Origin of the sequence: Glutamicibacter sp. NPDC088483 (genome assembly GCF_044753145.1) — a bacterium.
GTDB lineage: Bacteria > Actinomycetota > Actinomycetes > Actinomycetales > Micrococcaceae > Glutamicibacter.
Genome location: NZ_JBIVMP010000005.1, coordinates 145,380 through 170,655, shown reverse-complemented (window position 1 = coordinate 170,655; position 25,276 = coordinate 145,380). Strand labels below are relative to the sequence as shown.

The following is a 25,276-nucleotide window of genomic DNA, read 5'->3' as shown; positions in this document are numbered from 1 at the left end:
ACACCGTGGAGAAAATGGCGCGGGCAGGTCATCGCGGTGCCGGGCCCGAGCTGTCCCGGACCACCATCAGCGGCGCGACCAGTTGCTGCACCGGCGCCTGGGAGCGCCCCTCGATCTGCTGCACCAGGGCGTCCACCGCGGCATGGGAAATGGCCTCCCCCGGCGGGGCTACCGTGGTCAGCGCCGGGGCAACCATCTCGGCCGAACGGTCCCCGACCCCCAGGGCGATCACCGAGAGGTCATCGGGGATCCGCAACGCAGCTAGGCCAGCGGCGTTGACAAATCCCGCGGTGGCGAACTCCTTGAGCGCAAGCACCGCAGTGGGTCGCGGGTGCAGTTCCAGATAGGCATCCAGCGCCGCGCGGCCGCCGCGGGCGTTGTTTTCCACCGGCACTTCCTGCATCGCCATGCCCCGATCGCGCACGGCATCGCAGATGGCCCGGGCCGTGCGGACGGCCGGGCCGTTGCCGGCTTCCTGGTCTTCCACCGATACGTTGATGTACATGATGGATTGGTGGCCGAGGCTCGCCAAATAATCCACCGCGATGCGCCCGGCCTGGGCAAAATCATTATCGACATAGGACAGGTCCGCGCTGTCATCGGGACGGCCAATGGAGGCAAAGGCAATGCCCGCGCGCCGCAGGACATCAAAGCGCGGGTCATTGATCGACACTTCCATCAAGAGCACCCCGGCCACCAGCTTCTGCCCGACCAGGCTTTCCAATCCCATGGCATCGGTCATCGGGTTGGACCACAACAGCATGTGGTAGCCCAGCGCGCGGGCACGCTCCATGGCGGCGGTGACGTACTCGAACTCGGTGGAAGAATAGCCGTCCAGGCTGGTGGGAAAGTGCAGGGCAAGGATGCCCCGGCGCGATCCGGCCAGGCCCTGGGCAAAGGCATCCGGGGTGTAGTTCAACTCCCGCATGGCCGCCAGGACCCTGGCCTTGGTCGCCTCGGAAATGGTGCGCCGGCCGCTGATCACGTAGGACACGGTACTAGGAGATACGCCGGCCAAGCGCGCCACGTCGTTCCTGGTGGCCATGAGCCCACCGCCTTTGGTTATTCCAACTCGTCATCCCTATTGAAACACGGCGGCGGGCAATCCCCCTGGGTCAGCGGCTGGCGACGAATGCCTGCACGCAGGCCTCGATATCCTCAGCCGAATGCGCGGCAGAAAGCTGGACGCGGATGCGCGCGGCGCCCTTGGGCACTACCGGGAAGCTGAAGGCCGTGACGAAGACGCCCTGCTCCAGCATCTTGCCTGCGACCTCTGCGGCCTTGACCGCGTCGCCGAACATCACCGGAATGATGGCGTGCTCGCCGTCGAGCAATTCGAAGCCCTCTTCGGTCATGCGGCGGCGGAAGTGCGCAGCGTTCTCGAAGAGCTTCTCGCGCAGGTCCCCGGAGTCCACCACCAGGTCCAGCGCCTTCAACGTGGCAGCCACGATCGATGGAGCCAGCGAGTTGGAGAACAGGTACGGGCGGGCCTTCTGGCGCAGCATCGCGACAATCTCGCCGCGGCCGGACACGTAGCCGCCCGAGGCGCCGCCCAATGCCTTGCCGAAGGTGCCGGTGTAGATGTCCACGCGGTCTGAGACTCCTGCATGCTCCGGGGTGCCTGCCCCGGTGGCGCCCATGAAGCCCACGGCGTGGGAGTCATCGACCATGACCAGCGCGTTGTACTTGTCAGCCAGATCGCAGATGGCCTCCAAGGGAGCCAGGTAGCCGTCCATGGAGAAGACGCCATCGGTGACGATGATGGTGCGGCGGGCGCCCGCCCCGCCGTTGAGCTGCGCGGCGGATTGCAGCTGGGTTTCCAGGTCGGCCGTGTCCTGGTTGGCGTAGCGGAAGCGCGCGGCCTTGGACAAGCGGATGCCATCGATGATCGAGGCGTGGTTCAGCGCATCGGAGATGATGGCGTCTTCCTTGCCGAACAGCGATTCGAACACGCCGCCGTTGGCATCGAAGCAGCTGGAGAACAAGATGGTGTCCTCGGTGCCCAGGAATTTAGAGAGCTTGGCTTCCAGGTCCAGGTGCAGGTCCTGGGTGCCGCAGATGAAGCGGACCGAGGCCATGCCGAAGCCGCGCTCATCCATGGCGGTCTTGGCCGCGTCGATGATCTGCTGGTTATCGGCCAAGCCCAGGTAGTTGTTGGCGCAGAAATTCAGCACCTTCCGTGCATCGTCGCCCAGCGAGCCGGCCATGATGGAAGCGGACTGGGCCGAGTCGATGTGGCGTTCTGCCTTGAACAGGCCGGAGGACTTCAGCTCGTCCAATTCGGCGGCAAGCTGGTCTTTGAGATCCGTGTACATTGCAAATGCTCCTTGTTGATGCGGGAAATTCTTAGCCTGAGAAAACGGTCCAGTCGAGCACGACCTTGCCGCCGTGCCCGCTGCGAGCAGCTTCGAATCCCTGCTGCCATTCGGTGGCCGGCAGGAAGTCGGTAACCACCGAGGCAATGCGCTCGCGCATCACCTCCGAGGAGGTGAGCATGGCGCTCATGGCGTACCAGGTCTCGAACATTTCGCGGCCGTAGATGCCGCGCAGGGTCAGCATGTGGGTGACAACCTTGCCCCAGTTGATGTCGATCGAGGTGCTGGGCAAGCCGAGCATGGCGATCTTGCCGCCATGGTTCATGTTCTCGATCATTTCCGGCAGGGCGGTCTTGTGCCCGGACATTTCCATGCCGTAGTCGAAGCCTTCGACCATGCCCAGCTTCTGCTGCGCTTCCTTGATGCGGGTGGTCGCGACATTCACGGCCAGATCGATGCCCATGGACTGGGCCAGTTCCAGGCGCTGCTCGGAGACATCGGTGATGGCGATGTTGCGGGCGCCGACGTGGCGGGCCACTGCCGCGGCCATCAGGCCGATGGGTCCGGCGCCGGTAATCAGCACGTCCTCGCCCACCATCGGAAACTGCAGTGCGGTGTGCACGGCATTGCCGAACGGGTCGAAGATGGCGCCGAGCAGTGGGGTGATGCGCTCATCGCGGTGGATGTAGACATTGCTTTCGGGGATCACCACGTATTCGGCGAATGCGCCGTCACGCTGCACGCCTACCGAATCGACGTTGATGCACATCTGCTTGCGTCCGGCGCGGCAGTTGCGGCACAGGCCGCACACAACGTGGCCTTCACCCGAGACGCGGTCGCCGATCTTGACCCCGTGCACGAAGTCGCCGATTTCCACGACCTCGCCGTAGAACTCGTGGCCCGGAACCAGCGGGGTGTTGATCATGGCCTTGGCTGCATCATCGTAGGCTTCGATGTGCAGATCGGTGCCGCAGATTCCGGCGGTCATGACGCGGATCTTGACCTCGTGGGCGCCGGTCTCTGGTTCTGGGCGATCAACGAGTTCCAGCCCCGCGTGCGGGCCGGACTTGTACAGTGCTTTCATGCGGGTTCCTTTGGATTGGGCACCTGGGTGCGCGCAACACAGACATGGGGTCGCTTCAAGTGTCGCACCCGACAGCACGGTACAACACCTTAGAAGATCACTGATTTACTGATCCAACGATTTAGAATTTACTTCATGGAATTGCATCAGTTGAGGATTCTGCGTGAACTCGCGGATTTGGGCAGCGTCAACGCCGTGGCGAAGGCCCTTTTTGTCTCGCCCTCGGCGGTCTCGCAGCATTTGGCCCAACTGCAGCGCAATTTCCCTGTGCCACTGACACAGAAAGAGGGACGGCGGCTAGTACTCACCAGCCAAGGAAGGATCTTGGCACAAGCCAGCGCCCAGGTTGCTTCAACTCTCGCCGAGGCAGACTCCAAGATCAGGAACTATGAAGGCAACTTTGCCCAACCGGTACTCATCGCTGGATTTCATTCCATTGGCCAAACGATCTTCGCGCCGTTACTGAATTCCGGTGATGATGACCTGCCGCCCTTGCGTTTCTTTGATGAAGACGTTTCACAACAAGATTTTCCGGCCCTAACTTCTACATATGATCTGGTCCTCGCTCACCGAATGCCGCATACCGAGGCCTGGCCTGCCGACAGAGTTTCCGTAATCCCATTGGCCTTCGAACCCCTAGATATTGCTGTGCATCAAGATCATCCACTGGCACGGTTTGAAAGTCTCTCGCCAGCTCAAGTTATCGAAGAGCCTTGGGTGGTCTCCCGCCCAGGATTCTCGCCGGCTGATGTGCTCGATACCATCGCCGCGTTGTCGGGGTCGGCTCCTCGAATTGAGCATCGGGTCAACGACTACGGCACGGCAGCCGCACTGGTACGAGCCAGTCATTGCTTGGGAATTTTGCCTCGCTTCACTTCGCGGTCCATGCTGGGCAAGGATGTGACTTTACGACCAGTTTCAGGCTTGGAATCCGGTCGACAAATCGACATCCTGGTACGCGCCGAACACCTTCACAGACCGACAGTTATTCGAGTTATCGATGCCCTCAGAGAGACGGCGCGGAAGTTGGTGGCCGAAAATCTCTAGCGCCGGGTTAGTTCGCGTTGGAGGCCATTTCTTGGGAGGCTTTTCCACTTTCCCGGACAGCTCCGAACAGCAAGGCGGCCAGCTCAACCTAGAGCGTTGAGCTGGCCGCTTTGCTGACCAATGATGTAAAAATACCGAGCCTTGGGCATTCCGCTTATTTGATGGCGCCAGCTGTCAGGCCTGCTTTCCAGAAGCGTTGCAGGAACAGGAATAGCAACAGCAACGGAATCACGGAAACCAGTGCTCCAACGACTAACAGCGACATTGGCACCTTGCCATTGGAAGCAAACCAAGCCACCAAACCCACTGTCACGGGCTGCAATGAGGAGTCATTGATGACCATTGCAGGCAACAGATAGTTATTCCAGATTTCTACAAAATTGAACAAGAAGATGGTCACCAGCGCGGGCGTCATCATGCGCACACCCACGCGGAAGAAGATCCCAACTTCACTTACCCCGTCAAGACGCGCTGCTTCAATTACTTCGTCAGGTACGGACTGCGCGGCGAAGACTCGCGAAAGGTATACACCGAAGGGGCTGACGATACTGGGCAGCAGGACAGCCAATGGATTATTGATCAATCCCAGCTCTGAAAACATGAGGTACAGGGGCAAAGTGAAAAGAATCTTGGGAATTAGTACCGCTGCTAGCACCACACTGAAAACTACTTCGCGTCCACGAAAGCGGTATTTGGCCATGGCATAGCCAGCCATCGATACCAGTAACGTCCCAACCAGGGCACCGATCCCGGCATAAAATACGGAATTCATAATCCACCGCAGGAAAATTCCGTCGCGTGCCGCCAACAACTCGGCGATGTTGTTCCCCAGGTGCATTCCGTTGAACCAAAAACCTGGAGCAGCAAACTGCTCGCCCATCGGTTTTGAAGCCGACACCAGTAACCACCATATTGGTGCTAGGAAATAAATCGCAAAGCATCCCAACACGATAGTGACAATCAGCCGACTCAACAACGTAGTTTCACGATTTGATTGAACCGGTTTCACGGATACGAGCTTTCCCAGTCTGGATTTAGCAATCGTCGAGCCCGTCTCAGACTGATTGCGGTCCTGCGCGGTAGAAGTACTTATTTTCGAATCTACATGGACGCTCATGAATCGGATCCTCGACGCGGGCGCTCCGTCGCCAGGTAGGGTAAAGGCTGAGCGGATCCAACTTCTCCCAGCGTACGTCACCTCTTTGAGACAAAGCGCGCCCAGATTCACGGCCTTTGAACTTTCTACATTGTGCGCCTAAAACCAAACACGTTCAAACACCAGCCGTGCCGTAGCTCTGACAGTCCGGTTACACCAAAGTTTCATTCTTCAGTCACCTTGATAGTATGGCTTCAAATGGTTAAATGTCTTTCTCCGGTCATCATGCCAACTGTCCTTATTATCGGGTTGGCCTCTTGCTCGTCGATGCCTGAGGTCGATTGGAATCAGTCACAAAACGAGGCAAGTATGTTCCTAGAGGCAGCCACGTCTGCAAAGGGATCCCTCGGTGGGGGCACCCTGCGCGTTGGCCAAGGTACTCCGGGAGATACTGATTCGGGCATCGTTCTCAACTATGACTCCGGCGCCCGGATCACGGGGATCCGCGTCAGTTGCTTCGGAGAGGGAACGCTTCGACTCGGATTCGCTACCCAGACTGGGTCCAGTTGGAGCGGCAACGATACTGTCGAAGTCATCTGCAATGGCGAGGAGAACAACGTATCGGTTTCAGAGATCCTGTCTACGGCACAGGTCGATGCGGTGCAATTCAACGGCATCCTCGGTGAGGGAACGGGTGGAGTCCTCGCCGTGGCTATCTCCGGGGTGGCGAACTAACGCCCGCTGCAGTTGCAAGTTCGGCATTCGAAATCTCCAAAGGCGAACTTACGGCGCTGATAGGCATGATTCTCAAGCAAGTACGCGCCGTTGCGTTCTCCAACCGTGACTGCGGCAGAAAAAAATTTGCCGTACCAGCAGGATGCCGAACCGGAGACAGCACGCGTCGCCGATCTGTCTCCATTTGACTGTATAGCTGGCCGACGGGCGAAACATGATTTCTACCTACATTTTTCCGCAGAGCATTGATCAATGGAAACTGTACGATCCGCCGTATAGCTGTATCAGACGCATAGTCGTCCGTCACTCCATAATGCTTGTGGCCAGCCGGCGCCAGTGCAGAAAGTCCACATCCGAACAAATCCTCGGACTATCCAAGCCATAGATGCTGCCCGTGGCCCGATGAGGGCACAGGCAGCATCTTGGTTGTTGTCATCAAGTTAGCCGTTGAAGGTGTCCGGGTTTGGGCCGGTGCGTCCATCGCGATCAAGGGCATCAATGCTTGCCAGTTCGTCGCTGGTCAATTTGAAGCCGAACAAGTTCAAGTTGGCGATGATTCGTGATTCAGTCACAGACTTCGGGATGATCACCCGGCCCTGCTGCAGATGCCAGCGCAGGATGACCTGAGCCGCGGACACCTCATGTGCCTGAGCGATGCCCACGATGGTTTCGTCGGTGAGCATTGCACCCTGAGCCAGCGGGCTCCATGCTTCGGTGACGATACCGTGCTGCGCGTTAGCTGCAACGACTTCGCGGTTCTGCAAAGCTGGGTGGAGCTCCACCTGGTTCACGGCCGGAACGATGGTTCCTTCGGCGACCAGCTGCTTCAGGTGCTCAGGCTGGAAGTTGGAAACCCCGATGGCGCGGATCTTCTTCTCTGCATACAGCTTCTCCAGCGCCTTCCACGTCTCAACGTAGAGATTCTTTTCCGGGGCTGGCCAGTGAATCAAGTACAGGTCCAGGTAGTCCAGGCCCAAGCGCTCAAGACTTGCATCAAAGGCTTCCAGCGCCTGCTCGTAACCCATGTCCGCAATCCAGATCTTGGAGGTGATGAACAGGTCTTCTCGGGCGATGCCGGACTGGGCCAGTGCTGCGCCCACGCCTTCCTCATTGCCGTAGATGGCGGCGGTATCGATGCTGCGGTAGCCGGCCTTGAGCGCTGAACCCACTGCAGCAGTGGTCTCTTCGTTGGGAACCTGGAAGACTCCAAAACCTACCTGAGGCATTTCAACGCCATTGTTCAGCGTGATGGTTGGAATGGGGGTAGTCATGTCTAACTCCTAGAAATTGGTTGGGGACTGAACAAAACTGTGGATTAGCCAGCTGTAACCAGCTGGGGTGATGCTGCCGAAGACTTCTTGGCCAAGCCCATGGCCAGGAGAATAACGACCAGTGCGACGAGGGTGATCAGCGCGCCGATCCAGATCGGCGAGGTGTAGCCCAGGCCTGCCGCAATGCCCAGGCCGCCAGCCCATGCGCCCAGCGCATTGCCGACATTGAACGCACCGATATTGGCGCCGGATGCCAGGGTCGGTGCATTGCCGGCGTACTGCATGATGCGGCTTTGCAGACCGGGAACGGTTCCGAACCCGAAGCCGCCCATCAGCAGCAAAGCGATAACGGTGGCGATCTGGTTGCTTGCGAAGAATCCGAAGAGGACAAGGACCACCAGCAGTGCCGAGATGAAGATGAGCAGAGTGCGGTCGATGCTCTTGTCAGCCATGCGGCCACCGATCCAGTTGCCGACGAACAGACCCACGCCGAAGAGCATCAGCAGCCATGGAACGCTGGTCTCATTGAATCCGGTGACCTCGGTCAGGGTGTAGGCGATGTATGTGAAGGCGCCGAACATGCCACCGTAGCCAAGGACCGTGACACTTAGGGACAGCCAGACCTGCAGCGAGGTGAAGGCCCCGAGTTCTCTGCGCAGGGAGATGCCTTCGGCTGCGTGCTTGATGGCTGGCACCAGCACGAGGATGCCGATCAGGGCGATAACGCCAATGCCGGAGATGGCCCAGAAAGTCGAGCGCCAGCCGGAATGCTGCCCCAGCAGGGTACCGAAGGGAACACCCAGTACGTTGGCCGCGGTCAGCCCGGTGAACATGATGGCAATGGCGCCAGCCTTCTTGTTGGCCGGGACCAGGTCGGCTGCCACGACCGCGCCGATGCCGAAGAAGGCACCGTGGCACAGGGCAGCAATGACACGGCCGATCATGGCCACTTCGTACGTTGCTGCCATCGCGGTAAGCGAGTTGCCGATGATGAAAAGCACCAGCAAACCGACGAGCACCGGCTTGCGCGGCCAGCGGACGGTGGCTGCGGTCAGGCCGAGGGCGCCGACCACCACGCTCAATGCGTATCCGGAAATGAGCCAGCCAGCTGCGGCCTCGCTGACGCCGAAGTCGGCCGCCACATCCGGCAACAAGCCCATGATGACAAATTCGGTAAGCCCGATGCCGAAGGCACCGATGGCCAACGCAATAAGACCGAGCGGCATAGCGTTACTCCTGATAGACTAGATAAATTAGTTGCACACGCTTGTTATTGCGCGATGAACACTATCGTTGCACACGCAACTAACCAGCGCAAGCAAGTACTTTTGGAGGAACCGATGGGAATCGCAGATGATGCTGTCGAAATTCGGGCAAGAGGATGGCGCACTTTGGCGTCGTTGCACGGATTAATCGATACTGCACTTGAAAAGGACCTGACGGCGCAAGTGGGGCTCTCTGTGGTCGAGTACACACTTCTGGATGCCCTGAATCGTCAGGATGGCTGGCATATGCGCATGGCGCAGCTGGCCCGCGCCACGGCCCTGAGCCCCAGCGCAACGACGCGACTGGTTACCAGGCTCGAAGACCGCAATCTGCTCTCGCGGGTGCTGTGCGCCGATGACCGCCGCGGCATTTACACCGAGCTCACTGCCACTGGCCACGAGCTGTACCAGAAGGCCAAGCCCATTCACGATGCCACGCTGGAACGCGTGTTGAAGCAGGCAGAAGAGCAGCCCGAGCTGGCGCCGCTGGCCCGCATTCTCCACGAATTCTCTGCCGCGTAGCCAATTGCTGAATCCTTGGAAGGGACCGTCCTTGCTGCATCCGAAATTTTCCGCCGTGCTTTTCGATTGCGATGGCGTCCTGGTGGATTCCGAGTCCATCACCAATTCCGTGCTCCGCCAGATGCTCATCGAGCTGGGCTGGGAGATCAGCCCCGAGCAATGCATCGAGATCTTCATCGGCAAGGCGTTGAAAGACCAGTGGCAACCCATCCTCGACCAGACCGGATTCCGCATCGACGACCAGTGGATTAGCCAGTTCCGCGCACGCCGCGACGAAGCGCTGCGCTCCGAGCTGCAGCCGATCCCCGGAGCGCTGGAAGCAGTCAAGCAGATTTCGGCGGTCTACGGCCAGAACATTGCCTGCGCCACTGGCGCAGACCGGGCCAAGGTCGAAATGCAGCTGGCCCTGGCCGGGTTCACCGAGTACTTCGGAGACCGGGTCTTCAGCGGCATGGAATGCCCACGCAGCAAACCGGCACCGGATGTCTACCTGGCCGCAGCCGCGTCACTGGGCCTTGACCCAGCTGGCGCACTGGTTATCGAGGACACGGCCACCGGGGTGGCTGCCGGGATCGCGGCCGGCGCGACGGTGTACGGCTATTCCAACGGCGGACCCACGAGCACTTCGCCCGAGCTGCTGCGCGCGGCCGGAGCAACCCAGGTGTTCAGCAGCATGGACGCACTGCCCGGCATGGCTTCCGGAGCATAATTGCCGGCTGGGCTGATCGAGTACCGCTACCCCGCCGGCCGGACCAGGACCCTGTCCAGGGATACTGCCAGCTTGCGCCAATACCCCAGCTCGTAGACGATGATCACGGTCAGCGGCGAGCACAGCAGCACCAGCAAGCAGGCCCACACCGGAACGCCCAGCTGGCTGAGCCCGGCCGCGGCCAGCGGCCAGCGGCATCAGGAACGTGGGCAATGCGCCCAGGTGAACATCGGGGCACCGAGCAACCAGGTCAGCAGCAGGGTAATGATGACCATGAAGGCGAAAACCGGAATCGCCAGAGCCACAATGACCACCACTGGGTCGGTAGCGGCTTCGGGATCATAAGCGTAGCCGATGGTGTGCAGCCCGGCGCCGATCGCGGCAATGGACGTGAAAAGCGCAATATGCCCGAAGATCCACGCCGCGGCCTTGTCCCGCCGCAAATGGAGCACCGGTCCGGAGGGCAGCTGGAAGTACGCCCACCACAGCGAGAAAGAAATCAGCACGCCCGCGGCGACCACCACGATGCTCTCGAAATTCCAGTTCGCCCCTTGGGAGATCGTCCGGGCAGCTGCCAAGGTTCCCACGATGCATTCGCCCAGGGCAATGATCGACATGAGCGAATAGCGTTCCGCCAGATGGTGGGCGTGCCAGGGAATACCCGATTCGCCATGGGAACGGGCCACCCGCTCCGCAATCAGCGGTGCGCTGAAATCGATGATCCAGAAGACCGCCAGGCAGCACAACGCCGGAACCAGCGAGAGCGGAAGGAAGAGGAATGAGGTCCAGCCCAGCTGGGCAATGCCCACCCCGATAGCATTGCCGCGCGCTGACATCCGGTGCTGCGGATCGTGCCGGGCCACCCGCAGCCACTGCCCGATCAGCGCCACGCGCATGACAATGTAGCCGGCGACCATCACATTGGCATCAAGCACCGCCCCCTGATCGATGGAGGCGAACATCATCGGGATGCCGACCGCCAGCACGATGACGCCCGCCATCTGCACCAAGGTCAGGCTCCGGAACAGCCAGCCGTCGTTGTCGAAGGCCGAGGCCAGCCACGCGTAATTGGCCCAGGCCCAGATGATCGACAAGCACGCGATGGCGAAGGAGATGATGGCCGGCGCATAGTGCCCCACCTCGATGCCGTGGGCCAGCTCGCTGCCGGCAATTCCGAAGGCCGTGACAAACGTCAGGTCGAAGAACAGTTCCAAGGTGGTGGCGGTCCGGTTCTGCTCCTGCGGATCGCGTCCGCGCATGCGGTGCAGGCCGTGCTGATAGAAATCAAGACCCGTGCTGGCGGACATCGTGCGGCTTTCTCGAAAACTCAACGGAGGACATTCACAAGAATAGGTAACCGCCAGCTGGAATTATCGCATTGACGCCTCGGCAAATCCGCGGGGCCTACTTCCCAGCCGAATCCAGTTCATGCTTCAGCGGGAAGTACCAGCGCATGATCTTGCGCAATTTGTCCGAATCATCGCGGGCCCAGTTGCGCATGAGCTCGCCTCCGAAGGAAATGGCCGTGACCGGCTGGGCGCCGGCGGCGATCATCCGTTCGAAGGCGAAGTCGTGCGCCGCCTGGGATATGCCGCCCACCGCGTCGGCTACAGGATAGACCTCGTAGCCTTCGGAAAGCATGTCCAGGGTGGGAAAGGCGAGGCAGACCTCGGTCCACAACCCGGCCATGACCACCTTGCGCCGGCCGCTGCTTTCGATGGCCTGCCTGAACTCGGCATCCTCCCAGGCGTTGACTCCGCTGCGGTCGATTTCCTTGACCCCGGGCAGCTCGTCCTTGATCACCTGCGCGGTGCCTTGGTTGACTCCCATGTCCACGCCCACGGTCGAGAGCACCACCGGAATCCCGTACTCCGTAGCCAGCTGGCACAGCGCCACGACATTCAGATCGATCCGCTCGCGAGTGGTGGAAGTGACCGTGCCATACTGCTCGGGCTGGAAGTCGATCAACGCCAGCACGCAATTCTCCGGAGTGAGCAAGTGATCTGCGCGCTGATCGCGAACCGGTTCCGGCGAGGTTTTCTTGGCCATGTCCAGCTCATCATGGATCGATGAAGTTGCAAGAAACTTCGTGCGTGGCTTCAGGCTATCGCCGGCAACCGGGCCCGGCCAGTGCCCGGAGCAATTCCCCGGTCACTTCCAAGAATCCCGATCCGCGCCGGCCGGTTGCTGCTCACTTCCGGTACTGGCCGCCGGCGAGCAGCAGTCGCAGCGTCTGGCGCCCGATGCGGCCCAGCGGATCCTCCTCGGTAAGCGTTGCGGTAAGCATGGCGTAGCGCAGCGCCCATCCCCTGGACCGCTGCCACAGGTCGCTGCCCGGTTGGGCGCCGTAGCCTTCGAAAGCCGAGGCGGTGGCTTCGGCGCTGAAGTGCATCCACAGCATGCCCAGATCCGAGGCCGGGTCCCCGGCACACAAATCCCCGAAATCGATCAGCGCCGCTAGCTGGCAGCGGCCGTGCTGCTCAGTGATGACCGTATTGTGCGGATGCGGATCACCGTGCAACCACAGCGATGCCTTATCATGCGGCGCGGCGGACAATGCGTGGGACCAGAGGGCCTGCGCCGGACCTCGCAGCGGGGAGTCCAGCGCCGCAATCTGGCCGCAGGTTTTCGCATCGAGTGCGGCCAGCCCCACGCCCCGGAATTCGCTGCTGGGCGCTGCGGCTCCGGCAGGCTGGTGCAGCCGGTACAGGTACTGCGCGAATTCTCCGGCGTAGCCATCGCGCCTGCGGCGGTCCACCGTCGCGGCGCTGCGGCCCGGGACATAGGGGCAGATGGAGAACGTGAAGGGGTACTGCGGTGCGGGCCGTCCAACGAAGACCGGCATGGCGATGGGCAGGCCGGTCTCGGCGGCCAATTGCGGCAGCCAACGCCGTTCCTTGAGTCCAATGGCCTCGCCTAGTTCCCGGCGCGGCAGGCGCACCACCAGCTCAGCACCCAGCCGGTACACCTCGTTATCCCACCCGGTAGCCAGATAGGCAATGTCCTGGTTCGCCCAGTGCGGCGCCTGGCTAACCAGCAGGTGCCTGACCAGCTCCGCGTCAATTTCAACTTCGGCTGGCGGCATTCCCTTATCCGTGGAGACAGAAGAAGTCATTGCTCAATGCTAGTGCACCCCGCATGGCTCACCCTGCCGCGCGAATCGTTCTAGAATCGGTGCATGGACTCCCCTGCACCCGGCGAGCAGATCCTCGCCACGCTCCTGCTGGAGAAATTCGACCAGCTTACCGAAACCTTGGCGAGCATTCCGCAGGAACAGGCCAATAGCGTCCTGCCCGTTCACGGCAGCAATTCGCCGGTGCAGCTGGTGCTGCATTGCTGCGGGATGATGCGCCGCTGGTCTTCCACGGTCAATCTCGGCATCGAGGTCCCCCGCGATCGGGCCGCCGAGTTCACCGCGGTGATGGACAAGGAGGCTGCCCTGCAACTGGCGCATGAGGCCAGGAAGGCGTTCGCCAACGACCTGGCGTTCACTGCCATGCATGATGCTCCCGTTGCGGCCCCGCCACGCAGGGAGGGCGAATACTGGATGTCCACCTGCCAGGGCGTGCTGCTGCATGTGCTCGAAGAGCTCTGCCAGCACTTGGGGCATCTGGAAATCACCCGGGATCACTTGGCCAAAGACGCGTCGTGAAAGGCATCCGGCAGGTCACAGCTGGCCTACCCATGGCCTTTCCCGCGGCCTGAAGAGCGTCCGCGCGCAGAGCTGTCCCAAACGAGCAAGGCTCCTGCAGCAGGCAAGAACAAGAGAGCTGGAAGCCACTGGAATGCTACCAATGCCACCATGGCGGCCAGCAGCATGGCCAGCGCCGCGATTCTGGGCCATGCAGCCATGGCTACCCTCCTAGAAGCCTTCTACCGCTCAGCGGTAGTTGATTTGGTGTGAAACCCTAGCAGGATCAGTGCGCATTCGCCAGAGGCACCGAATCAAATGCCGCAGGACCGCGCGCCGCTCACAGGTCCAGATCTTCCCAATCGAAGCGGGTAGTGGTCCCGGATTCCCAATCCTGGCGCAGGATCGCGTAGGCAACCGAGGCGAGATGGCGCCCGTCGCCGGTGGGCCACGCCATCCGGTAATGCGCTTCCTTGAGGAATCCGGCGCGAAGAAAAGTCTTGCGCATCGCGAAGTTGTCTTCCCTGGTTTGGCCTTCGAAGCGCAGGGTGCCGGGGAAATCAGTGAACACCTTGGCGGTCAATTCCCTCAGTACGAGGGTACCCAGGCCTGATCCCCGGTACTTTTCCGCCAAGCGCAGCTCAAGCATGGGGGGTGTCGTCTTCCAGATCTTCGAGTACTGCCATTCCCAAGCATTCTCCGTCGCCAATAATCCAGAATCCTTGGCTCTCGCTGTTCCAATATCGTCCGCTATCGACTAGTCGTCTCAGCTCCGGCTCTGTCCAGTTCCGACGGACATGGAATGGGAAGCTGTTGCTTGATAGAAAAGCGGCGATGGCACTGCTGTCTTCCGGTGCCATTGCTGTGAACGAGATATTCATGGGGCAAGCCTATAGAAGACATGCCGGATCCAGTCAGCGTAAACATGAATCCGGTGGCGACAGCACCCGGCCGAATATCTGCTTCCATGTCAGGCCGCTTTCAATGAATCCAGAATCTCTCGCGTCGAAACCACCAGCGCAAAGCCGTCTCCGTGAAGATTGGTCGCCGTGACCTGCATCAGAGTGGCTGCCGGTATTACCGTGCCGTCAGGTCCTGCCAGATCAAATGTTCGTGTGGCATCGAGAGGCACAATGATGTCAAATCCCAGATTTCCGCCCATCCGGGCGGTGGCTTCTACACACAAGTTGGTTTGGATTCCGCAAACCACGATCTTTTTTGATCTGATTGGACCTCAGCCACTGGCCCAAATCCGGGGAGCCATAAAATGATGAGTTCACTGACTTGGTTACGAACAGATCAGGGGTGACCGCTTGCACCGATTCGTGAAGATTATTGCCGGGACTTTCCACGAACAAGGGCGAGTCCGAATTTCGGCTATCGTGCCTGACGATCACTATCGGCATGTTCTTTTGGGACCACTCCAAGAGAAGCCGATCAACGTTGTTCTCGCATTGCGGGTAGTTGGTTGTCGGGCCCCATGAGGTGTCGTAGAAACCCTGTTGCATGTCAACCACGATCAATGCGGTCTTTGTACTTGTCATCATGCTTCTACTTCATCAGGGATCGAGGAACCCAACCAGTGGCATAAATGACATGGTTCGATAAGATTGCGCCATGTCCATTGTGGGGATTCTAATTGGGCCGGGCCGTCGAGCATTTGATATCGAAGTTGCACGTGAGGTGTACGACGACCGAACCGACCGTGGTCTCCCCCGGCCCGCAGTTCGAATCCTCGCAGCAACCACGGTCACCGCTCTTGACCCGGTTCGCTCAATACGGCGCACACATCCGCTTGCTTCGGTGGAGGAACTCGACATGATGGTGGTTCCAGGAAGCGAGAATCCGCTCGCAGAACCTCACCCGCAGGAAGTGGCAGCAGTTGCACGAGCTGCTTCCTCCGGGGTCCTTGTCGCCTCATTGTGTACCGGCGCATTCACACTCGCCGCTGCAGGACTGCTCGATGGGCGAAGCGCGACGACCCACTGGCGTTTTGCCAATGAACTTGCAAGGCGTTATCCAGAGGTCAACGTCAAGTCGAGGGATTTGTATTGTGGCGAGGACAAAGTATGGACTTCGGCTGGAGTCACCGCAGGAGTTGATCTATTACTCCATCTAGTACGTCTGGACTGGGGAACCAGCGCTGCAGAAACTATCGCGAAGGCCATGGTCACCCCTATTTTCAGACCGGGAACCCAAGCGCAATACGCGGATACCAGCATCCCTGGGAATTCATCGCCGTCAGTTGAACAACTGCATCTGGCAGTCAGCCAAGATCTTCAACGGCATTGGAACGTCCAACAACTAGCAGCGGTCTGCGCAATGTCACCACGGACTTTTCACCGGTGGTTCTCAGACGCGGTCGGGACAACACCTATTGCATGGCTCAATGATCTTCGAGTCAGCGAGGCCCAACGCCTACTGGAACAAAGCGACCTGTCGGTTGGCGCCGTTGCCCGTCAGGTTGGCTTTGCTTCTGATGATCTGCTGCGCAAGCATTTCTCGTCGCGATTGGGGATCACGCCGACCGGCCATGCAGCGACTTTCCGTCGACAACGTCCTTGATGAATTGCGCCTTGCCTCGCGCATAAGCGATCCTGTCATCCCCGACCCTCGTGGCCAAGTCCTGTTTCAGCTCGGCATATGCGGTAGCAACATTGGCGTCTTCCCTCAGTCGATCGCGGAACACCAGATGCTCGCGTTCCCAGACCGAACCGAGTTGGCACACGTGAACATGCACTGTTCGGGGCTCTCCCGCGGGCGGACGAAAGAAGAGATGGCCGGTCTCCCGTTGCCGCAGCACAAGCCCCAGCGCTTCGAGGCCGCTGCGGTACGCGGACTCTTCTGAAATATCCGGAACAGCTATTTGGAGGTCGAGAACTGCTTTGGCGATGAGGCCCGGAACTGCTGTCGACCCGATATGCTCTGCAGATGCCGCGTCAGGACCAATGGCGGCCTTGATGCGCAGCATCCAATCAGCGGCCTGGACGGCCCACGACGGATCATGCTCGACAAGATGGACAGGTTCACCACCGGGCCTATCGAACCAGTCGCTATTCATCTATCCAGTATGCCTCGATGACAGAAGCCGGAAGGTGCGATTCCAGGCAGGTTCCACTTCGCCCTATCCAGCCGGCTGGCCGTTTTCACCCAGCACCGCGTCCCCGTCGGTATGCAGCGGGTTTTTCATCGTCGGCATCCACGCGCAGCGCGTCTGCATGCCCGACTCCGCTTGCCCATCCCTGATCAGCACCGTGCCCAGCATCCACTGCCCGTCGTCGGTGACTTCCTCCATGGCTTCCGGTCCGGCCAGGTAGCCCATCATTTCTTGATCTTCCAAAGGCATCTCGCTCTTGGCGTTCGGGGCAGAATAGACGGGGATCGACACGGAAATGGTGTCGCCCTTTGCCTCCGGGTGGCAGTATCCACCGTCGCCTCCAAGAGCGTCCGTGCGCACGAGGTAGTACTGGTCATCGCCGGAATACTGTTTTACGCCTACCGTTCGAACCTGTTCCAGCGGGGCATTTTCCGCGCAGGCAGTATTCTGGAAATCGCTGCGCAGGTACTCAGTGACCTTGACGCCCTGCGTGGCTGGCACCACGCTCGCAACGGTGGATCCGCAATTATGCGAATAAGCGATCTCGCCGGGAACCTGGACTGGCCCCTCCTCCGTCGCAACCCAGGCGACGAAGTGCTCCCAATAGGCATTGCCGGACGTGCTGATGAACGATGCGACGGCATCGTCTACGCCGTCGCCGTCCAGATCCGCGTAGACGATCTTGCCCAGCTCATAGCTGTTGAATTCATCGCTGGCTTTCGAATTCTCAAGACGGATCTTCGAGGGATTGCCATCGAGCGCCATCGGATCCATCCAGATTGCGTTTCCAAGATCCGCATCTCGCAGGGATTCGATCCCAGGCTCTTCCTTGCTCGGCGAAGGAACTACCGTTGGCGTTGAGGATTCCAGGTCCGGCTCCGGTTCGCTGCACCCAGTGAGCAGCAGCCCAACCGCGGCCACCGTGCTGAAAATTCTTGCTCCACGAGATGCATTGATCATGTTCAGATGATAACTGAATATAAAAACGAATCATAAAAACTTGTGCCATCAAGACCGCTTGCGCGTAATGCTTGCTAAAAAACGCCAGCCTCGGACTTCACGATTGGAAGTCCGAGGCTGGCGCAGGGTTTGGAGTCCGGGGACTAGAGTCCCAGCTTCTCCATCACGATTTCGCGCACGCGGCCGGCGTCGGCCTGTCCGCGGGTGGCCTTCATGACAGGGCCCATCAGCGCACCGATGGCCTGCATCTTGCCGCCCTTGATCTTCTCGACCACATCAGGCATGGCAGCCATGGCATCATCCACGGCCTTGCCCAAGGCATCATCGTCATTCACCACAGCCAAGCTGCGCTTCTCGACGATTTCGCTTGGGGTGCCTTCGCCGGCGATGGCGAATTCCAGCACCTGGCGGGCGATCTTGTCGTTGATCTTCTTCGCCTCGATCAGCGAGTTCAGCTCAACGATGGTCGCAGCGCTCACGCCCAGATCGGCGATGTCCTTGTCCGCGGCCTTGGCCAGGCGGGCGATCTCGCCCATCCACCACTTGCGGGCCACAGCGGCGCTGGCGCCAGCGGCAATGGTCTGCTCGATCTCGTCGAGCACACCGGCGTTGACCACGTCGCGGAATTCCTTGTCCGCGTAGCCCCACTCGGCCTTCAGGCGCTTGCGGCGCTCGGCTGGCGGTTCCGGCAGGCGGCCGCGCAGCTCTTCGACCCATTCGGCGGTGGTGACGATAGGCACCAGATCCGGCTCCGGGAAGTAGCGGTAGTCATCGGCATCCGACTTCGGGCGGCCCGAGGTGGTCGAACGGGTGTCCTCATGCCAGTGGCGGGTTTCCTGGACGATCTTCGCCCCGGAATCCAGCACCGCTGCGTGCCGCTCGATCTCGAAGTGCACGGCGTGCTCCACCGCGCGCAGGGAGTTCACGTTCTTGGTTTCGGTACGGGTGCCGAACTTCTGGGCGCCCTTGGGCATCAGCGAGACGTTGGCATCGCAACGCACGTTGCCGCGTTCCATCTTGGCATCCGAAACGCCCAGGTTCTTCACGATTTCGCGCACGGCGGCCACGTAGGCTTTGGCCAGCTCGGGAGCGCGCTTGCCGGCACCCGTAATTGGCTTGGTCACGATCTCCACCAGCGGAACACCAGCACGGTTGTAGTCAACCAGCGAGTAGTCCGCACCCTGGATGCGCCCGGCAGCGCCACCCATGTGGGTCAGCTTGCCGGCATCTTCTTCCATGTGGGCGCGTTCGATCTCGACGCGGAAGACTTCGCCGTCTTCCAGCTCGATGTCCAGGTAGCCGTCGAAGGCAATTGGATCATCGTACTGGGAGGTCTGGAAGTTCTTCGGGGTATCCGGGTAGAAGTAGTTCTTGCGGGCGAAGCCGCACTTCTGCGCGATCTGGCAGTTCAGTGCCAGGCCGATCAGGATGGAGTACTCCACGGCGGTCTTGTTGACTACCGGCAGCACGCCGGGCAGGCCCAGGTCTACCGGGGTGACGTTGGTGTTCGGGGCATCGCCAAAAGCGTTCGGCGCGTCGGAGAACATCTTGGTCTTGGTGTTCAGCTCAACGTGGACCTCGAAGCCCAGGACCGGGTCGTAGCGATCCAGCGCCGTATCGAAGTCGACCAGTTCATCGGTGTAGTTGCTCATGGTGCCTAGGCCTCCTGCGCGATCGAAGCGGTGTCAATGGCTGGTGCCTGCGAGATCAGCGAGTGGCCCCACTGCTTCTCGAGCAGGGTTTCCAGTGCTGCGCCGGCACGGTACAAGCGGGCATCCTCGTAGGCCGGGGCCAGGAACTGGATGCCTACCGGCAGGTTCTCGGACAGGCCGCCCGGGACGGTGATGCCCGGAACGCCAGCGAGGTTGGCCGGGATGGTGGCCACGTCGTTGAGGTACATGGCCAGCGGGTCGTTGTCGTTCGCGCCCAGCTCGAAGGCGACGGTCGGCGCGGTGGGGGAAACCAGCACGTCGGCCTGCTCGAAAGCGGCCTCGAAGTCGCGCTGGATCAGCGTGCGGACCTTCTGCGCCGAGCCGTAGTAGGCGTCGTAGTAGCCGGCGGACAGGGCGTAGGTGCCCAGGATGATGCGGCGCTTGACCTCGTCGCCGAAGCCGGCGGCACGGGTGGAGCCCATGACGCGCTCGATGGTCATCGGGCCCTCTTCCGGAAGCACGCGGTGGCCGTAGCGCACACCATCGAATTTGGCCAGGTTGGAGGAAACTTCCGACGGCATGATCAGGTAGTAGGCGCCCAGCGCGTACTTGAAGTTCGGGCAGGAAACCTCGACGATTTCTGCACCGGCAGCCTTGAGCAGTTCCAGCGACTCGTTGAAGCGTGCCTGGACACCCTCCTGGTAGCCTTCGCCGGTCAGTTCCTTGATGACGCCAATGCGCAGGCCCTTGATATCCCCGGTGGCGCCGGATTCAGCGGCGGCAACCAGGCCTTCGAGCGGGTTGGGCAGCGAGGTGGAATCCTTGGGATCGTGCCCGCCGATCAGTTCCTGCAGGTAGGCCGAGTCCAGCACGGTACGCGAGACCGGGCCGATCTGGTCCAGCGAGGAAGCCATGGCGATCGCGCCGTAGCGCGAGACGGCACCGTAGGTCGGCTTCACGCCGACGGTACCGGTGACGGCGCCTGGCTGGCGGATGGAGCCGCCGGTGTCGGTGCCCAGTGCCAGCGGAGCTTCGAAGGAGGCCACGGCTGCGGCCGAGCCGCCGCCGGACCCGCCCGGAATGCGGTTCAGGTTCCACGGGTTGCGGGTCACGCCGTAGGCGGAGTGCTCGGTGGAGGAACCCATGGCGAATTCATCCAAGTTGGTCTTGCCCAGCATCGGCAGCTTGGCAGCGCGGATCTTCTCGATCACGGTCGCATCGTAGGGGCTCATCCAGCCTTCGAGCATCTTCGATGCCGCGGTGGTCGGCTGGCCCTTGGTGACGATCAGGTCCTTGATCGCGATGGGCACGCCGGCCAGCTGGTGCAGGGCTTCGGCCTGCGCGCCGCCGGCGGCACGGATGGCGTCAACTTCGGCTGCGACGGCGAGCGCTTCTTCGGCGTTCACGTGCAGGAAGGCATTCAGTGCGCCGTCAACCTCGGCGATGCGGTCCAGGTGGGCCTGGACTGCTTGAACGGAGGTGGCCTCACCGGCGCGCAGCTTGGCGGCCAGCTCGGTGGCGGAAAGCTTAATCAGTTCATTCACTTGGATTATTCACCATCCAGAATAGCCGGGACCTTGAAGCGGTCCGAGTCCGAATCAGGCGCGTTGAGCAGAACTTCTTCAATGCTCAGCGTCTGCCCCACCGTATCTTCGCGCAACACGTTGGTCAGCGGGATCGGGTGGCTGGTGGCTGGGACGTCGGAGGCGGCGACTTCGCTGACGGACGCGATGGCACCGACGATAGCGTCGAGTTCACCGGTCATTTTGTCCAGCTCTGCGTCGCTCATCTCGATGTGGGCAAGGTGTGCCAGATGCACAACGTCCTCACGGCTGATGGCAGACATGTATCTCCCTAGAATGGCGGTTGGGTTTCATAGACAAGTCTATCCCTTACGCGCCTGCCCCAATGCCTATATGCGGGGCATTAGTTATGCTGTGCGCAATACCAAACCGCTCAGGTCCTGGCCGAGGGCGTTCTCCCAGATCCCGATAACACCGGCTTCGGCGGGATCGCCGGCTACCGGTTTGCGGATGATCACCGCGTCCTTGCCCCGACTCTCGCCGCGGACCAGGATCCGCGGATCCGCGGTAAAGGACTCGGACCGGTGCTGCGGCGTGGCATTCCCGGCCAGCAGTTCACGTGCCTGGGCGATGAAAATGGGGTCGCCGGCGGCGTCATAGACAAAGCGGGTGCCCAGAATCGCGTGCTCGCTCGTTCCCAGGAGGTAGCGTTCCGCGCCGTCAACCGGGGCATCCCGATAGGTCAGCGGGACGTGGTAAATCACGTCAGAGGTATCGCTGTGGTCTGCGTAGAAGCTCAACTCGATACCGACTTCACCCTGCGGGTCTTCCAGGCGGAATCCGCCAACACTTTCAAGTTTCGGCGCGCCCTGGCCGGTGTAGAACTCCTGCTTGGCCAGCCAGGCTGCCACCAACTCGGTCTTGGTTGGAGACATAGTGGTGTTGTAGACGATTCCCATGAGCTTAGTCTGTCAATTGCTGGTATTAGGCACAAGTGTTGGCGCAATGGTTCTTTGGCCAGCTGATAGCTCCTACGATGGTTTCATGCACACACATGAGCCGTGGGATGAAGTTCAGCAGGCGCAGCAGTACGGGCAGAACCTGCTGCGAGATGCCGCCATTGAACTGCGCGAGTCCGAGCACGAGGACTTCTCGTTCATGGCCGGGTGGTGGAACGACCCGGCCTGGGCGGTGCTCCAGCAACGAACCATCAAACCGCGTCCCGGGACTCCGCTCGTGGAAATGTTCGCACAGTTCAGCGAGAACAAGCCCTCTTCCGGCGATGCCGGCTTCAGCATCTTCGAGCGCGGCAGCGGAACCTTCATCGGGCACATCACGCTGCATGGCGGCCAGTTGCCCCATCGCGCCGCTGAAATGGCGGTGATGATCGGCCCGGACTTCGTCGGCCAGGGTTTCGGCACCCGTGCCACCGCGTTGATGTCCGGCTATGGTTTCCGCGAGTTGGGACTGCACCGGATTAGCCTGTGCGTTGCCGCCTTCAACCAGCGGGCCATCCGGGCTTATGAGAAAGCCGGGTATACCCAGGAGGGGCGCCAACGCGAGGTGTACTTCCACAATGGCGTATTCCACGACCAGGTGCAGCTGAGCCTGCTCGCCGGAGAATACTTCGCCCAGCGGGGCTGAGCAGCACCCCGCGGTACTATTTGGCCGCTTCCTCCAGCATGGACTTCACCAGCGGTCCCGCCGTCTGGGCTCCGCCGTCTCCATCCTCGACGAACGCGGCAACCGCCAGATCGCCTTGGGCGGCGATGGCCCAGGCATGCGCGTTCTTTTCGCCGTCGTATTCGGCGGTGCCGCTCTTGCCGATGATCTTTCCGCTGCCTACCGCTTTCAGGTCCTCCAGGGTTCCGTGGTCCACGACCTCGGCCATCATGGTGGACAGCTGCCCTGCTTCCTCTTCGCTCAGCGTGGAAGCCGGCTTGGCAGGTGCCTGGGGTTCTGGCGCCAGGATCAGCTTGGGCTGCACCGTGGACTTCGCCTGGATCGATGCCATCACGGTGGCCATGCCCAGTGGCGATGCTTCCACCACGCCCTGGCCAATCATGTTCGCGGCCTGGGTGGTGCCTTCAGAATCTTCGGGCACCGAACCGAACACTGCACCGGCACCGGTTCCGTCCTCTGCCAGCAAGCCGAGAGCAGCTGCGGCTTCAGCCAGGTTCTTGCCGCCAATTTCCGTTCCCTGATTCACAAAGACCGTGTTGCAGGACTGCGCGATTGCTTCGGATAGCGGGATGGTGCCTACGGCGGCAGCAGGATAGCCGTCATAGTTCTTGAAGCTCTTGCCATCCACCACCGTGGTTGCCGGGCACTTGATCTCGGTACCCGGTGTCGCTCCGTCACGCAGCATCGCCAAGGCGCTCACGACCTTGAAGGAAGAACCCGGTGCATAGGAAGCTTGCAAGGAGGTGTTCAGCCCGGAAGCAACCGGGCCCGAGGAGGCCGCGAGGACGCTGCCGTCAGAGGGCCGAATGACCACGATGGCAGAGTTCGATTCGGCTTCGGCCAGCAGTTCATCCGCGGTTTCCTGCAGTCCGGTGTCCAAAGTGGTCTTCAGGTCCTTGCCTGCTACCGGGGCTGTGGTGATCAGTTCCGCTACCGCTTCATCTTCAGCGTTGTACTGCGATACCGAGACTCCTGCAGTTCCCGCGAGGGTGTCATTGTAGGCGGCTTGCAATCCTGATTGGCCTACCTGGTCACCGGCCTTGACCTTGCCTTCAGACTTCTCGATATTCTCGGCGATGGCCTTGCCAACGCTGCCTAGCAGCGGGCGGGCGAAGGAGCGAGTGGGTGCCAAGGGCAGCTCGTCGTTGTGGAAGCCGGCACCCGGAATGCCCTTGATTTCCTCGTCGGTGACTTCCCGCGTTGCGTCATCGCGCAAGACAATAGCTTCCACCCAGGCTTTGTCGCCAGCGGCCATCACTCGTTGCGCATAGGTCTGTTCATCGATGTCCACGAGCTTGGCCAGTTTCTTCGCCGAGCTTTCCCAGTTTTCTTTTCCGGTGTGGGTCTTGTCCATGCCAACACGAATCACCGGCCGATTGGAGACAATGCTTTCGCCTTCAGCATCGGTGATGCTGCCTCGTGCTGCAGGGTCGAAGGCCGCTTTGAGGTAGTCGCCGGTTTCGAACTCAGGGGCAAGAATTGACGGGTCAAAGCGCAGTTTCCAGGAATCGGATTCCTTGTCGAATTCCCACACAGCCTGGGTGTCGTAGCTCAGATCCTTGTCCGACTTGTCGATATCCCATACCGTGGTGATGCTCGCGGTAGCAGTCTTGACCCCATCTTGCTCTTCTTCGTCTTCGGCCACCGAACGAACAGTGCTCGTGTGCTTGATTTCGCCCATGGTGCCAAAGGCAGTTTCCTGGGCTTTCGCTGCATCTTCTGGGCTGGTCCCAGCGAATTGCACTGAGCCGAAATCGCCGCTATTCATGGCGGATACCAGTGCATCGGCCGAAGGCGCCGGGTCTGGCGCGCCAGCACTGCAGGCGCTTAGTGCGGCCATGGCCAGGGACGCAATGGACAGGGCGGCAACACTTCGGCGAATAGCACTCATGGCGCCATTCTATTCACGCGCTCGGACAGACCACAACGTGTGTCCGCCGAAGTCATGGGCGGTTCACCTGGATCCAGGCTGAATCCATCTTGGCTGCAGGCTATAGGCGTAGACAACCAATTCGATATCGGTGTTCGGCACAAACCAGTCGCGTTCGGGATAGTGGACGAATCCGAGGGATTCATACAGTCCCCGGGCAGAATCCCAGCTGCTGCCGGTAGTCAGGGAGACGGCATTGATTCCGGGAATGAGCCGGGCGCGCTCGATGGCAGCCTGCACCATGCTCCGGCCAACACCCCTGCGCTGCGCGGCCGGATCAACGCTGAGCATGCGGATTTCCAGCTCGTCCGCTCTGGCAATGTCCGCATAGTCGCTGCCCGCCCGGATCAAGGTCATGGAACCGATGATCTCTTCTTCCCGGCGCACCACGTAGATTTCGGTCTGGGCTGCACGCTCGGCCACCTTGCGCACGAAGTCCAGGTACTCGTTATCCGGGCTGTCGAAATGCCCAGCGGCAAAATAGGACTCTGCGGTCAGCTCCCCCACACGCTGGTAGTGCTCGGGAGCAGCCAGTTCAATCGACAAGTCGCCAATGCTGGTTGAAAAAGTTTGCGCGTCAGTCATGATGCTCCAAGTGTGCCACGAGCTCAGATGGTTTTCTGCACGTCACCGAACCCAAGGCAAATGATGCTCTGGCTGAAATTTTTGCGGAGCAATTCTTCTCTGATCTGCAGTGATTCGCGGTGGGAATTAGTGCCTTGCGAATAACTGGGAGAAAAACTTGCCCGCAAGTTT

The 25,276-nt window shown here is 60.7% G+C and carries 30 protein-coding genes; 7 read left to right on the top strand and 23 right to left on the bottom strand.

Features of this window, described 5'->3' with window-relative positions:
* Nucleotides 1–28 precede the first annotated feature (28 nt).
* From ACIP6G_RS11935 to tdh, 3 genes are all read right to left on the bottom strand, one after another.
* Nucleotides 29–1,045: a LacI family DNA-binding transcriptional regulator gene (locus ACIP6G_RS11935; RefSeq protein WP_400290263.1), complete on the bottom strand. Its 1,017-nt coding sequence runs from the start codon at nucleotides 1,043–1,045 to the stop codon at nucleotides 29–31.
* Nucleotides 1,046–1,115: 70 nt separating this feature from the next.
* Nucleotides 1,116–2,315 carry a glycine C-acetyltransferase gene (locus ACIP6G_RS11930; protein ID WP_400290261.1) on the bottom strand — a complete coding sequence of 400 codons (1,200 nt, stop codon included), beginning with the start codon at nucleotides 2,313–2,315 and terminating at the stop codon, nucleotides 1,116–1,118.
* Between the two features lie 31 nt (nucleotides 2,316–2,346).
* The gene (gene tdh / locus ACIP6G_RS11925; RefSeq protein WP_105657175.1) at nucleotides 2,347–3,399 is read right to left on the bottom strand and encodes an L-threonine 3-dehydrogenase; all 1,053 of its coding nucleotides are present in this window, start codon (nucleotides 3,397–3,399) and stop codon (nucleotides 2,347–2,349) included.
* A 135-nt stretch (nucleotides 3,400–3,534) separates the two neighbouring features.
* On the opposite strand from tdh, the gene ACIP6G_RS11920 reads away from it, so the two are divergent.
* Entirely contained in the window at nucleotides 3,535–4,446 is a 912-nt protein-coding gene (locus ACIP6G_RS11920; protein ID WP_105657174.1) for a LysR family transcriptional regulator, read from the top strand.
* A 154-nt stretch (nucleotides 4,447–4,600) separates the two neighbouring features.
* Here ACIP6G_RS11920 and ACIP6G_RS11915 read toward each other — a convergent pair whose 3' ends face one another.
* Nucleotides 4,601–5,563, bottom strand: coding sequence for a carbohydrate ABC transporter permease (locus ACIP6G_RS11915; protein ID WP_332595285.1), 963 nt, complete (start codon nucleotides 5,561–5,563; stop codon nucleotides 4,601–4,603).
* Nucleotides 5,564–5,911: 348 nt separating this feature from the next.
* Between ACIP6G_RS11915 and ACIP6G_RS11910 the strand changes: the two genes are divergently transcribed.
* Nucleotides 5,912–6,277 (top strand): hypothetical protein, encoded by a 366-nt coding sequence (locus ACIP6G_RS11910; RefSeq protein WP_105657172.1) that lies wholly within the window; start codon nucleotides 5,912–5,914, stop codon nucleotides 6,275–6,277.
* A 440-nt stretch (nucleotides 6,278–6,717) separates the two neighbouring features.
* Here ACIP6G_RS11910 and ACIP6G_RS11905 read toward each other — a convergent pair whose 3' ends face one another.
* A complete protein-coding gene (locus tag ACIP6G_RS11905) occupies nucleotides 6,718–7,548 on the bottom strand; it encodes an aldo/keto reductase (RefSeq protein WP_400290260.1) in 831 nt (276 codons plus the stop codon).
* A gap of 44 nt (nucleotides 7,549–7,592) precedes the next feature.
* Nucleotides 7,593–8,774, bottom strand: a complete 1,182-nt coding sequence (locus ACIP6G_RS11900) for an MFS transporter (RefSeq protein ID WP_400290258.1) — start codon at nucleotides 8,772–8,774, stop codon at nucleotides 7,593–7,595.
* A gap of 114 nt (nucleotides 8,775–8,888) precedes the next feature.
* Here ACIP6G_RS11900 and ACIP6G_RS11895 point away from each other — a divergent pair, with 114 nt between their 5' ends.
* Together ACIP6G_RS11895 and ACIP6G_RS11890 are read left to right on the top strand one after the other, a co-directional pair.
* On the top strand, nucleotides 8,889–9,335 hold the full coding sequence (locus ACIP6G_RS11895; protein ID WP_332503593.1) for a MarR family transcriptional regulator: 447 nt from the start codon (nucleotides 8,889–8,891) through the stop codon (nucleotides 9,333–9,335).
* Nucleotides 9,336–9,390: 55 nt separating this feature from the next.
* Entirely contained in the window at nucleotides 9,391–10,044 is a 654-nt protein-coding gene (locus ACIP6G_RS11890) for an HAD family hydrolase (protein WP_400290256.1), read from the top strand.
* 26 nt (nucleotides 10,045–10,070) lie between these two features.
* Here the strand turns inward: ACIP6G_RS11890 and ACIP6G_RS11885 are convergent, their stop codons facing one another.
* From ACIP6G_RS11885 to ACIP6G_RS11870, 4 genes are all read right to left on the bottom strand, one after another.
* A complete protein-coding gene (locus ACIP6G_RS11885; protein ID WP_400290255.1) occupies nucleotides 10,071–10,193 on the bottom strand; it encodes a hypothetical protein in 123 nt (40 codons plus the stop codon).
* A 48-nt stretch (nucleotides 10,194–10,241) separates the two neighbouring features.
* Nucleotides 10,242–11,351, bottom strand: coding sequence for a low temperature requirement protein A (locus ACIP6G_RS11880; RefSeq protein WP_400290253.1), 1,110 nt, complete (start codon nucleotides 11,349–11,351; stop codon nucleotides 10,242–10,244).
* A 97-nt stretch (nucleotides 11,352–11,448) separates the two neighbouring features.
* Nucleotides 11,449–12,093, bottom strand: coding sequence for an isochorismatase family protein (locus tag ACIP6G_RS11875; protein ID WP_400290251.1), 645 nt, complete (start codon nucleotides 12,091–12,093; stop codon nucleotides 11,449–11,451).
* Between the two features lie 142 nt (nucleotides 12,094–12,235).
* Nucleotides 12,236–13,159 carry an aminoglycoside phosphotransferase family protein gene (locus ACIP6G_RS11870; RefSeq protein ID WP_400290249.1) on the bottom strand — a complete coding sequence of 308 codons (924 nt, stop codon included), beginning with the start codon at nucleotides 13,157–13,159 and terminating at the stop codon, nucleotides 12,236–12,238.
* A 63-nt stretch (nucleotides 13,160–13,222) separates the two neighbouring features.
* Between ACIP6G_RS11870 and ACIP6G_RS11865 the strand changes: the two genes are divergently transcribed.
* Nucleotides 13,223–13,696, top strand: a complete 474-nt coding sequence (locus tag ACIP6G_RS11865) for a DUF664 domain-containing protein (RefSeq protein ID WP_400290247.1) — start codon at nucleotides 13,223–13,225, stop codon at nucleotides 13,694–13,696.
* Between the two features lie 26 nt (nucleotides 13,697–13,722).
* Here the strand turns inward: ACIP6G_RS11865 and ACIP6G_RS11860 are convergent, their stop codons facing one another.
* The 5 genes from ACIP6G_RS11860 to ACIP6G_RS11840 form a co-directional block, all read right to left on the bottom strand.
* Complete coding sequence (locus ACIP6G_RS11860) at nucleotides 13,723–13,896, bottom strand: hypothetical protein (protein WP_400290244.1); 174 nt, start codon at nucleotides 13,894–13,896, stop codon at nucleotides 13,723–13,725.
* A 119-nt stretch (nucleotides 13,897–14,015) separates the two neighbouring features.
* The gene (locus ACIP6G_RS11855; RefSeq protein WP_400290242.1) at nucleotides 14,016–14,324 is read right to left on the bottom strand and encodes a GNAT family N-acetyltransferase; all 309 of its coding nucleotides are present in this window, start codon (nucleotides 14,322–14,324) and stop codon (nucleotides 14,016–14,018) included.
* The gene (locus ACIP6G_RS11850) at nucleotides 14,317–14,556 is read right to left on the bottom strand and encodes a hypothetical protein (protein ID WP_400290239.1); all 240 of its coding nucleotides are present in this window, start codon (nucleotides 14,554–14,556) and stop codon (nucleotides 14,317–14,319) included. Before ACIP6G_RS11850 ends, ACIP6G_RS11855 begins: the two co-directional genes overlap by 8 nt.
* An 89-nt stretch (nucleotides 14,557–14,645) precedes the next feature.
* Nucleotides 14,646–14,837, bottom strand: a complete 192-nt coding sequence (locus ACIP6G_RS11845; protein WP_400290237.1) for a hypothetical protein — start codon at nucleotides 14,835–14,837, stop codon at nucleotides 14,646–14,648.
* Nucleotides 14,815–15,183: an isochorismatase family protein gene (locus ACIP6G_RS11840; protein WP_400290570.1), complete on the bottom strand. Its 369-nt coding sequence runs from the start codon at nucleotides 15,181–15,183 to the stop codon at nucleotides 14,815–14,817. Before ACIP6G_RS11840 ends, ACIP6G_RS11845 begins: the two co-directional genes overlap by 23 nt.
* A 109-nt stretch (nucleotides 15,184–15,292) precedes the next feature.
* Between ACIP6G_RS11840 and ACIP6G_RS11835 the strand changes: the two genes are divergently transcribed.
* Nucleotides 15,293–16,240 carry a GlxA family transcriptional regulator gene (locus ACIP6G_RS11835; protein WP_400290234.1) on the top strand — a complete coding sequence of 316 codons (948 nt, stop codon included), beginning with the start codon at nucleotides 15,293–15,295 and terminating at the stop codon, nucleotides 16,238–16,240.
* On the opposite strand, the gene ACIP6G_RS11830 is transcribed toward ACIP6G_RS11835, so the two are convergent.
* The 6 genes from ACIP6G_RS11830 to ACIP6G_RS11805 form a co-directional block, all read right to left on the bottom strand.
* The gene (locus ACIP6G_RS11830; protein WP_400290232.1) at nucleotides 16,194–16,736 is read right to left on the bottom strand and encodes a GrpB family protein; all 543 of its coding nucleotides are present in this window, start codon (nucleotides 16,734–16,736) and stop codon (nucleotides 16,194–16,196) included. The genes ACIP6G_RS11835 and ACIP6G_RS11830 overlap by 47 nt on opposite strands.
* A 63-nt stretch (nucleotides 16,737–16,799) precedes the next feature.
* A complete protein-coding gene (locus ACIP6G_RS11825; protein ID WP_400290230.1) occupies nucleotides 16,800–17,732 on the bottom strand; it encodes a hypothetical protein in 933 nt (310 codons plus the stop codon).
* Between the two features lie 143 nt (nucleotides 17,733–17,875).
* The gene (gene gatB / locus ACIP6G_RS11820; RefSeq protein WP_332594776.1) at nucleotides 17,876–19,384 is read right to left on the bottom strand and encodes an Asp-tRNA(Asn)/Glu-tRNA(Gln) amidotransferase subunit GatB; all 1,509 of its coding nucleotides are present in this window, start codon (nucleotides 19,382–19,384) and stop codon (nucleotides 17,876–17,878) included.
* A 5-nt stretch (nucleotides 19,385–19,389) separates the two neighbouring features.
* A complete protein-coding gene (gene gatA / locus ACIP6G_RS11815) occupies nucleotides 19,390–20,928 on the bottom strand; it encodes an Asp-tRNA(Asn)/Glu-tRNA(Gln) amidotransferase subunit GatA (protein WP_400290228.1) in 1,539 nt (512 codons plus the stop codon).
* Nucleotides 20,929–20,933: 5 nt separating this feature from the next.
* The gene (gene gatC, locus ACIP6G_RS11810) at nucleotides 20,934–21,230 is read right to left on the bottom strand and encodes an Asp-tRNA(Asn)/Glu-tRNA(Gln) amidotransferase subunit GatC (RefSeq protein ID WP_038989805.1); all 297 of its coding nucleotides are present in this window, start codon (nucleotides 21,228–21,230) and stop codon (nucleotides 20,934–20,936) included.
* A gap of 84 nt (nucleotides 21,231–21,314) precedes the next feature.
* Complete coding sequence (locus ACIP6G_RS11805) at nucleotides 21,315–21,866, bottom strand: maltokinase N-terminal cap-like domain-containing protein (protein WP_133833017.1); 552 nt, start codon at nucleotides 21,864–21,866, stop codon at nucleotides 21,315–21,317.
* Between the two features lie 85 nt (nucleotides 21,867–21,951).
* Between ACIP6G_RS11805 and ACIP6G_RS11800 the strand changes: the two genes are divergently transcribed.
* The gene (locus ACIP6G_RS11800; protein WP_400290226.1) at nucleotides 21,952–22,551 is read left to right on the top strand and encodes a GNAT family N-acetyltransferase; all 600 of its coding nucleotides are present in this window, start codon (nucleotides 21,952–21,954) and stop codon (nucleotides 22,549–22,551) included.
* 16 nt (nucleotides 22,552–22,567) lie between these two features.
* Here the strand turns inward: ACIP6G_RS11800 and ACIP6G_RS11795 are convergent, their stop codons facing one another.
* Both ACIP6G_RS11795 and ACIP6G_RS11790 read right to left on the bottom strand, forming a co-directional pair.
* Nucleotides 22,568–24,481 (bottom strand): penicillin-binding transpeptidase domain-containing protein, encoded by a 1,914-nt coding sequence (locus ACIP6G_RS11795; RefSeq protein WP_400290224.1) that lies wholly within the window; start codon nucleotides 24,479–24,481, stop codon nucleotides 22,568–22,570.
* Nucleotides 24,482–24,544: 63 nt separating this feature from the next.
* Complete coding sequence (locus ACIP6G_RS11790; protein ID WP_332594779.1) at nucleotides 24,545–25,105, bottom strand: GNAT family N-acetyltransferase; 561 nt, start codon at nucleotides 25,103–25,105, stop codon at nucleotides 24,545–24,547.
* Nucleotides 25,106–25,276 lie beyond the last annotated feature (171 nt).